Source organism: Ginsengibacter sp., from assembly GCF_057362405.1.
This window is the reverse complement of record NZ_JBMQQG010000261.1, coordinates 1-9,589: the sequence shown is the minus strand read 5'-3', so window position 1 is coordinate 9,589 and position 9,589 is coordinate 1. Positions and strand designations below refer to the sequence as shown.

At 41.1% G+C, this 9,589-nt stretch carries 5 protein-coding genes and 1 pseudogene; all 6 read right to left on the bottom strand.

The window, feature by feature from the left end; genetic code table 11:
* Positions 1-464, bottom strand: a pseudogene (locus ACO1O5_RS21805) (hypothetical protein); the annotation flags it as partial.
* 198 nt (positions 465-662) lie between these two features.
* A complete protein-coding gene (locus ACO1O5_RS21800; RefSeq protein ID WP_486274064.1) occupies positions 663-1,289 on the bottom strand; it encodes a response regulator transcription factor in 627 nt (208 codons plus the stop codon).
* Positions 1,290-1,353: 64 nt separating this feature from the next.
* The gene (locus ACO1O5_RS21795) at positions 1,354-4,260 is read right to left on the bottom strand and encodes a ligand-binding sensor domain-containing protein (RefSeq protein WP_486274062.1); all 2,907 of its coding nucleotides are present in this window, start codon (positions 4,258-4,260) and stop codon (positions 1,354-1,356) included.
* A 474-nt stretch (positions 4,261-4,734) separates the two neighbouring features.
* The gene (locus tag ACO1O5_RS21790) at positions 4,735-5,469 is read right to left on the bottom strand and encodes a rhomboid family intramembrane serine protease (protein WP_486274060.1); all 735 of its coding nucleotides are present in this window, start codon (positions 5,467-5,469) and stop codon (positions 4,735-4,737) included.
* A 128-nt stretch (positions 5,470-5,597) separates the two neighbouring features.
* Positions 5,598-7,022: a DUF1501 domain-containing protein gene (locus tag ACO1O5_RS21785; RefSeq protein WP_486274058.1), complete on the bottom strand. Its 1,425-nt coding sequence runs from the start codon at positions 7,020-7,022 to the stop codon at positions 5,598-5,600.
* Positions 7,023-7,048: 26 nt separating this feature from the next.
* On the bottom strand, positions 7,049-9,589 hold a 2,541-nt coding region (locus tag ACO1O5_RS21780; protein WP_486274056.1), incomplete at its 5' end, for a DUF1549 domain-containing protein.

Genomic DNA, 9,589 nt, shown 5'->3' with positions numbered 1-9,589 from the left:
GCGCTGCGGAAGTTGGGACTGTTAATGAGGTGGAGATAACGGTCCTGCTCGGCTGTTCCCGCCCCCATAAGGAGCGTAGGCCCAGGGGCATCGATCATCACTTCGCCGTTCACGTGCAATCTGCTCGCCGGCGTAGTAGTGCCTATACCTACATTGCCTGTATTGTTATTATATAGGTGAGTTCCATTAGCAGACCAATAATTGGTTCCGCTTCCTCCACCGGGACCAAATGTTCCATCACCACGCAATACATCGGATATGTTCCCTGTAAATTTTATTCCATACACAACACCATTTGCATCATGGCGCAAAAGACCACTACCGCCAACACCAACTAATGTATCGAGTCGAAAACCTCCTGCCACGTGTAATTTGTTGAGCGGATTGGAAGTGCCGATACCTACATTTTGTGCATTAGCGATGATCGCCGATAAGCAGAAACTGATAAGCAGATATTTTTTCATAAATGTTTATTTCAATTTTAAGTTGCTTTGTTTTAAAGGTAAATTTTACAAACTGCAGAAAGGTTTTTCAAAAAGAGTGGAGTAACTAAAAGACAAACCAAAATTGAATGCTAATAAATGTTTTGATAACTACCTTTTTGAGTAGGAAGAATTTGTGATTTGAAAATTTGAAGTTTGAGATTCGGGATTTGAATTTTTTCAAACAATGCGTTCGCCGAGTGCTTTCACGATGGCTTCTTTGCCGCAGTTCACATGAAGTTTTGTATAGATATTTTTTAAATGATAACGGGCTGTATCAAAAGATATTTTTAATTCTGAAGCAATCATTTTCGTACTGTAGCCTTTGATGAGCAATTGCAAAACTTCTATTTCTCTTATTGATAAAAGATATTTATTGCTTTTGCCATGCTGAAAACTATTCAGTACTTTTCTTGCAATGGAGGGACTCATCGGGGCGCCGCCTTCAATGACTTCCTGAATGGCGTCAATCAATCTTGAAGGAGCTGTTTTTTTTAAAAGATAACCATTGGCACCGGCGCAAAGACATTGAAATAATTTTTCATCATCTTCAAAAACTGTATACATGATGATGGCTGACTGTGGATAGTTTTCTTTGATTTTGAAAACTCCCTTTATCCCGCTTTCGCCGGGAAGATCTATATCCATCAACACCACATCAGGTTTATAAACTCTTGCGATAGTGGCGGCATCGTCGCAATTGTTGTAGTCACCGGTTACTTCGTATTCATCCATTCCTTTGAACAAGGCTACCAGCGATTCACGAAGGCGGTCATTATCTTCAAATATTACGATCTTAACAGGCATTCAAAGCAATTAAGTGTATTGTTAGATCACCAAAAATAAAATCAAAAGGCCGAATATCAACTGCTCATTTGAGTAGTGATGTTTTTACCGGCATCATGATCTCGATCTTTGTGCCTTGCCCGATAACAGATATGAGGTTTATGCTGCCGTTCCATTTTGCAATTCTTGTTTCAAGATTCTTTAATCCATTCCTGTGTGTCGAGATCAAGGGATCGAATCCTTTTCCATCATCCTCAATATTCATTTTTAAAATATTATTGTGAACTATGATCCTTATAAATACATGGCTTGCGTCAGCATGTTTATGGATATTGTTTAAGCATTCTCTAAAGACAAGATAGAAATCTCTTCGCTGCTGCATATCCAATTTACTGTCTTCACTTGCATCCAGGCTAAACTGGCAGGAAATATCATTGCTTTCAAAAAGTTCGCCGGCATATCTTCTCATTCTTGCCTGCAATTCCTGCATGGTATCATATCTTGTATTTACGCTCCGGATAATATCATCCAATGCTTGTTGGGAAGCGACAGATTCTTCCGTAATTCGTTGCAGGTATTTTTCTAATGCATGAGGCTGTTCTAAATTTTTTTTACTTAACTCCGATAAGATGCTGATATTAGTAAGTGTGGAACCGATATCATCATGCAGATCGGTAGCAATTGTATTGCGAACTTTTTGTAAACGCAACAATTGATTGATGCGGTATCGATAAAAAGCATACAATAACGATAGGACTGCTACAATGATCAATGAATAAAACCACCATGTCTTCCAGTAGGGCGGCTTTATTTTAAAATCAAGTGATGTGATTGGACCATAGCTGCCATTCCAGCCGAGCATTCTTACTTCAAACCGATAATTCCCTTGCTCCAGGCTGGCATATTGTACCGAGTGAGAATTAGAAGGACGGCTCCATGTTGTATCACTACTTCCTTTTAACCGGTAACTATATAAAATCTCTTTTTCATTTTGATAGCTGGGCGTAGTAAATTCAAATGATGCATGGTTTTGCGTATATGACAACCCTTTTTTTAATGATAGAATTTCGGAATGATAATCAGTATCTCCTAAATTTATTTTTGTAAGATAAACAGCCCTGGGATCTGATTCTTCCAGCTTGTTATCCTTAATGAGAAACATGCCGTTTACTGTCGAACAAAATAATTTATTATTCCCAACAGGTACCGTAAGGTTAACGTTAGATATAAAATGCATTACCCGGCTAAAATTAAAAATCTCAAAACCATTTTCGGATCTTATTATTTTATCAAGACCCGAACTACCAGCCATCCATAGATTACCGTCCTCGTCGCCGCTAATGTTCCCTATCCAATTTGATGAAAGACCGTTCTGCTGAAAAAGATGTACAGGGGCAGCGTCATTTATTTGATTTGCTTTTATCTCCAGTACTCCACTGTACCGGGTTCCTATCCACATATTGCCCTTGCTGTCTTCAAACAAACTCCTGATATGTTCATCCGGTAATTTTAAATGAATTATCTCCGACCATTTGCCAGATGCTGCGTCAAACTTTGCCCGGCACAATCCATTTTGCCATGTACCGATCCAAATAAAGCCATTGTGATCTGCTAAAATGCAATGAACACGGGTTTTGAATGTTGTATCCTTTGCAGTCTTTCCATTATAATAGACCATGACACCGTCGAAGGTTCCTATAAAAATTGTTTTATCAATACCCGCAGTTGCTGAAAAAAAATTTTTTGCCGGCGGAATAGACGCGATTGGTTTAAGATTGTTACCTGCAATGCTATATTTAACTATTCGATTTTGATAAATAAAAAGTTCAGGATTGGTGTTTGTGATATATATAAAATCCTCATTCTTTTTTCTCCGAAGAATGTTTCTGGTCTCTCCGGTTTTAAAATTGTACTTATAAAAGAAATCTTTTGATGAAATAAGCAGCTCTTCATCATTTATCTTTTTTGCTAATGAAGCGATCTCAAGCTCCCCAGCTGATGGGTCGAATACCTGTACCGGTGATGTAATTGTTTTTTTTGCAAGCCCCTGGCTGGTGCCGATCCATAAATTATTTTCCCGATCGTTGAAAACATAATTGATGTTGCGATTTGGCAGTCCATTTTTTTCGGTAAATAATACTATTTGGTTATTGGGCAGGATATTAACAAGTCCTTTATCTGTACCAATCCAGAAGTCTCCGTTTTCCTGCTGAAAAATTGAAGAAATGTTTGACTGGTTGAGTAATGGATCATTGAAAGGTTGCGGAGGATCTTTAATAATTAATTTGCCGGACTGTTGATCAATTGAAATTAGCTTTAATCCATTGCTTGTGCATAGCCACACCCTGTTTTGTTGATCTTTATAAACAAAATTACCGGTCGCATTATTCAAAAGTTGCTTTTCAAATGATTTTAAATGAAATTGATGATCGTATATGTAAACCGGAGAGGGACTACCAGATAGAGCGATCAGGGAATCATTTAAAGGGGTCATATTAAAAAATGAGATCCCCCTGGGATAACTTACTTGTTTAATACCATTCGGATCTACTTCAACAATACCATCATTGTCTGTAAGAGCCAATAAATTCCCATTCGCTTCTCTTGTGAATTTATTTATGATTAAATCCTTAAAAACTTCTTTCTGATTCACTTCGTCATTTGTAATGAGATCCACTGAACCGTTATTCATGGCAACATAAAGACTTCCATCTTTTGTTTCTGCCAGATCATTTACGAGGTTATGCGAAAGACCATTTTTTTCAGTAAAGTTGGTGAAGTGATTACCATCATATTTACTTAGCCCTTCCCAGGTACAGATCCATAAAAACCCTTTTGAATCCTGGAATATTTTTCTTACGACATTATTAACCAGCCCTTCATTGGTAGTATATTTTGTAAAAAATATGTCTTGTTCCGAACTATTTGAAATAATTCCAAATAGAAAGATGATGAACAAAAAAAGCCTGTATTTCTTAATTTTTGAATGCATCGAATAACGACTTACAACTCCCAAAAACAAGGATATAGTATAAGATAAATATCTTTGCTCATTCAAAGAAATTTTACACAAATAAAATAAATGATTGGGTACTGGCTGGCTTATCAAACGCAGCCAGAAAGTCATTTGACGGCGGTGAATTATTTAGTCGCAACGTCCGCACTGAAAAAATTGACTACTTTTCTCCTCTAACTTTTGTTCTATTGTGCGGCGATGTGCTTGTCTATAACGTTGATGAAAATTTTCCGATAGAAAAATTGCAGGCAATGGTCCGATAGCTATCGGATGATAAATAAATTTTCAAAAATAAAAACACAAATCATCCTTCTTGCACTAATTTAATTGCCTTATCGGGTCGAGTTAGAATTTTTGTCAAGTCGGATATGTTCAGCCCCAAAAATTATTTATCTCTTTGTTTATACCGGCGTCGGTTACACGCAGTTCATCGTAAAAGAACTACGGGTGTCACCAACTTCGTTGAGGAATAAATTTTTTCACCAACAGCATCCCTGCAAAGAAACCTCCTATGTGTGCCGCATACGCAATGCCGGTCACTTCGCTGCTGCCAAGATATCCTGTGCCACTGGCAACCTGCAACAGTATCCACAAGCCAAGAACAATAAATGCCGGTACGTCTACGAAAAATATAAGCAATAACACCGTAACTCTCCTTGTTGGGAAAAGCAACAAATAACCACCCATTACCGCGGAGATAGCGCCTGATGCGCCGATACTCGGTGTGAGAAGATTTTCGCTAAAAAGAAAACTGGTAAACACATGGGTTAGTGATGCAATCACGCCGCATAACAGGTAGAAGAAAAAATATCCAATATGCCCCATCTTATCTTCCAGGTTGTCGCCGAATATCCAGAGGTATAACATGTTGCCGGCGAGGTGCGCAATGCCGCCATGCAGGAACATAGAGGTAATTAAGGTGAGCCATACCGGGATGGGAGTAACGCCAAGTCCGGGTGATACCACATTCTGGCCTGTCGCCATATCATAACCATAAGTTGATGCGGTAACTAAATCATGGCCGGTTAATATTTCGCCGGGCACTGTTGCATAGCTGTAGGTAAAAGCCAGGTTATGCCCGAATGCCTGGTAAACTATAAATACATAAATGTTGATGCCGATCAATAAATAATTAATAATAGGGAAATTTTTCCTGTCTGAGTCATCATCAAATAAAGGGATCATAGCGCCTTTTTAATTGTAGCATAATAATACAAAATATAGATTAGAATATTTTGCTGCAGTCACAAAGGACATCCCTAAATATCAACTATAATTTTTGGTGAAACACAGGCTCCTAAGTTCCTGGTAAACTAGGCGAACAGTTCCATCTCCGCTTTACCCAGCCCATCGGGTGTGGTGTAGAATGGTCTCTTTTCAACTACGTAATGGCAATCTTCGGCGATGCCTAACGCATGATAAATGGTTTGGTGCACCTGGTCTATTACGATAGGTTTTTCAATCGTTTTGCAGGGGCGTTCATCAGCTGTTTTACCATATACATTTCCTTTTTTAATTCCACCACCGAACATTAACATAGAAACGCCGTCGGTGAAGTGGCGGTGCATTCCGTAATATTTTATGTCGTTAATAATATCGGGCTGATTTACCTGTTCCTTCACTTTGAGACCAGGCCGCCCTTCTACCATCATATCCCTGCTGAATTCACTGGCTAATATTACTAACGTACGGTCCAGGTGACCGGTACGGTCAAGGTCTTTTATTAATTGAGCAACAGGGCCGTTGATTTGTTTCTTCATATCAATCATCCTCGTGTATCCGTTATCGTGGGTATCCCAGTTTTTAAAAGGTTCGTATTCTGTAGTCACACTAATAAATCGTGCACCCTTCTCCGTTAGGCGCCGGGCCATCAGGCAACCTAACCCAAACTTTCCGGTGTTGTAAATGTCATAGCTTTCTTTTGGTTCTTTACTAATATCAAAGGCCGCAGCTTCGGGCGATCTTAAAAGCATATAGGCCTGTTCCATGGATCTTCGTAACGATTCTTTCTGATAGTCACTGCCAAACTCACCTACGGCACTTTTATTCATAAGGTCGTTATACAATTGATTTCTTCTTTCAAACCTCATCGAAGACATACCTACCGGAGGTTTAACTGTTTCCAATCCCGAAGAGGGATCCGGCACCAGGAATGGGCCGTATTCATTTCCTAAAAATCCTGCTGTATGGAAGGCCTTTAATTCTTCGCCCTCTCCCAACGTAAACCGTTGCCCGATATCAATAAAAGCTGGTATAACTGGGTTCTTCGGCCCCAGTTCTTTTGAAATCCATGCACCAATGTGCGGCGCGGAAACAGATTGAGGTGGCTTGTAACAGGTGTGCCAATGATATTGATGCCGCGAATGCAAAATGAATCCCATATCAGCCGCAACATAAGAACGGATAACGGTTCCCTTGTTCATCACGTTGCCGATAGCTTCCAGTCCTTCAGAAAAGAAAACGCCATCCAAACAAGTCGGTACCGGCTTAAAGGTGCTCAGCACACTATTCGCTTCCATTCCCTTCGTGTAGGGGGTATATTTTTTTGGATCAAATGTATCCGTATGCGCCATTCCCCCGGCCATCCAAAGCAAGATAACGGTATCAGCTTTAGCCTCTATTTTTTTCCTGTTACAGGAGGCTAAAAAACTGGTCATAGGAACTCCCGCAGCCAGCGCAGCCATGGTGGCGCTACTGGTTGTTTTTAAAAATTTTCTTCTATCCCATTGCCTATTCATATTCAATAATTATATAAGGTTTCGCCCTAATAAATAATTTGAAATTCAGGTAGCAGCATCACAGCCCAAAACAAATCCTGTATGGAGTTTGCATCGGGAGTAGCGCCTAATACTTTTTTGGCCACTTCATATTCTTTGGGTTGCACTTCCCTGTTAAGCGCCCGCCTGTAAAGTTCTTTAATGATAACATCACTGGTCTTATATTTTTGTTTCCAGTTTTCCGCTCCTTTCCTAAGGGCTGAATTGAACCGGTCTCCGTTAGTTAGTTCCAGGGCCTGTAACAAATTTGCCTGCGACTCGCGGCTCGTGGCTACCGTCTCCCTGTTTGGCCTGCCCAACGCCGTGAGGAAGGTATTATTAACTACCAGTGACGCACGGATGAAAGGGTGACTTGATGCATCGTAGCCCGGCTGAGCCTCCGGGTGATACGCTTCCAGCGAATCGGGAAAAAGAGGGCCAATAATGGTTCCCACCGCATCTGAAAATTCTTCTGCAGACATACGCTTTCTCAGGATGCCGGTAAATTTATAATCTGTTGCTATAATTTGAGCGGGCTCTTTAAAGCCAACCGAAGGCAATTGATAAGTATTGGAAGTGGTAATGAGGTATATCAACTCTTTAATGTCCGCTCCGTTTTGCTGAAAATTATAAGCGGTCCAGTCCAGCAGGTCCTGGTTCCAGGGCTCGTTGTCCATCAGGTCAACCGGTTCCACAAGCCCGCGGCCCATAAGCTGCGCCCATATCCTGTTTACGAGTGTGCGGTACAAACGGCCATCCTGCGGTTTTATAATATTTTCCGCAAGCTCCTTCATTTTTACTGCCCGGCTTGCCGTGTTATCAATGGTGCCCAATTGTTGCCAGAGCATTCTTGCATTGGTAAACCTACCGGTAGGTTTGTCGCAACGGTTTATTTCAAGAGAGCTGTCCGCAAAAATATTCGCGAAAGCATAAGCATCGTCCAGTTTCCAGTCGCTGATAAAACTGTTATGACACGAAGTGCATTTTAAGTTCAACCCGAAAAAAACCTGTGATACATTTTGTGCTGCCTGTAATTCCGTAGCCTGGCTTGCGTTCACCACGCCCCGCCATTTGATGCCTTCCACAAAGCCCTTGGAAGAATCATTGGGGCTTACCAGTTCTTTCACAAACTCAGTGTAAGGTTTATTAGATCGTATGGATTTATAGAGCCAGTCACTTATGCTATATCGGCCGTTGGTGATGTATCCTGTTCCGGTATAATCATTTCGAAGAGCATCGTTCCAGAATGTAAGCCAATGCATTGCATAATCATCGTCGCGGTTTAAAAGTTGCCTGATCCATAAAGCTCTTTTATCCGGCCGGTTGTCCTTAGTAAATTTTTCAAGTTCTTCAGGAGTTGGCAACAAGCCAACAATGTCCATGGTAACTCTTCTTAAAAAAGTTTTATCGTCAACAACTTTTGGCCACGCAATTTTATTCTTTGCAAAATACTGGTTAACCCACTTGTCTATGGGATTGGTAAGATTAGCCGGCGACGGGGGCAGTGGCGGATTTCTTGGCTCCAGTGCAGCAACCCTGTAAAGGCTTTTTTCAACTACGTCAGGCCAGGGTGCGCCCTTCTGTATCCAAAACTTCAGGATGGCAATATCTCCGTCGGGTAGTTTTTTTCCCTTTGAAGGCATGGCATCTTTGTCATCAGACGGCAACGTAATACGATGGTATAATTCACTTTCGCCAGGATTGCCGGGTACAACAACCGGCCCATCTTTACCACCCTTAAAAATCATGTCTTTCCTGTCGAGACGTAAGTCGCCTTTCATCTTTTCTGCGCCGTGGCATTTATAACAATTGTGGGCCAATATCGCCCGTACTTCTACATTCAATTCACCTATTTGTTTTTTCGTTAGTTGGGCAGTATCATTTTTAAATGAAGCCAAATTAAAATTGCCTGCCCTTGCGCCGTTATAGTCTGCACTCCACGGAATGGCAGCAGTCAGGTAATCTTTGCCATGTGTTAGCGAAGCTCCAAAGTGCCCTGCCACCGATACGCCGATTGCACTAAAAAACAAAACGCCCCGGTATAATTTTACCAGGCCTGCCTGTTTGTTTTCCTTAATTCTATCCAACACTAACCATGCAACCGCAGCCAGCGCCGTTGTAGCAATGCCCGACCATTTGTGTAAGTCAATAAGATCCTTGCCATAATCGCCATCCCGGGAAATGAGCAAGCCGAACACTACCGAAACAGCCGCAGTTATTGCGCCCAATGCAACCAATACGTTTATACCGGGCCGCAGGGGTGACGAAAAATTTTTTAGTGTAAAAAGTTCCAGTAGGGCAGCAACCAAAATAAGGCACACGGGAAAATGAACGGCCAGGGGATGCAGCCGGCCCAATAGCCTCCAGGCCCAAAACATACCGTTGCCTCCTGCTTCGGACGAAACAGTGTCAGCAAATCCATTGTAGGCCACCATGCTTATCACCAAAATAGTGATGACTACAATGCTTTTCTTTTTGCCTGAAAAAATATTTTTGATATTACTTTTCAATCGTTGCAAAATGTAAAATAACAAAAAAAGTTCAGGTAG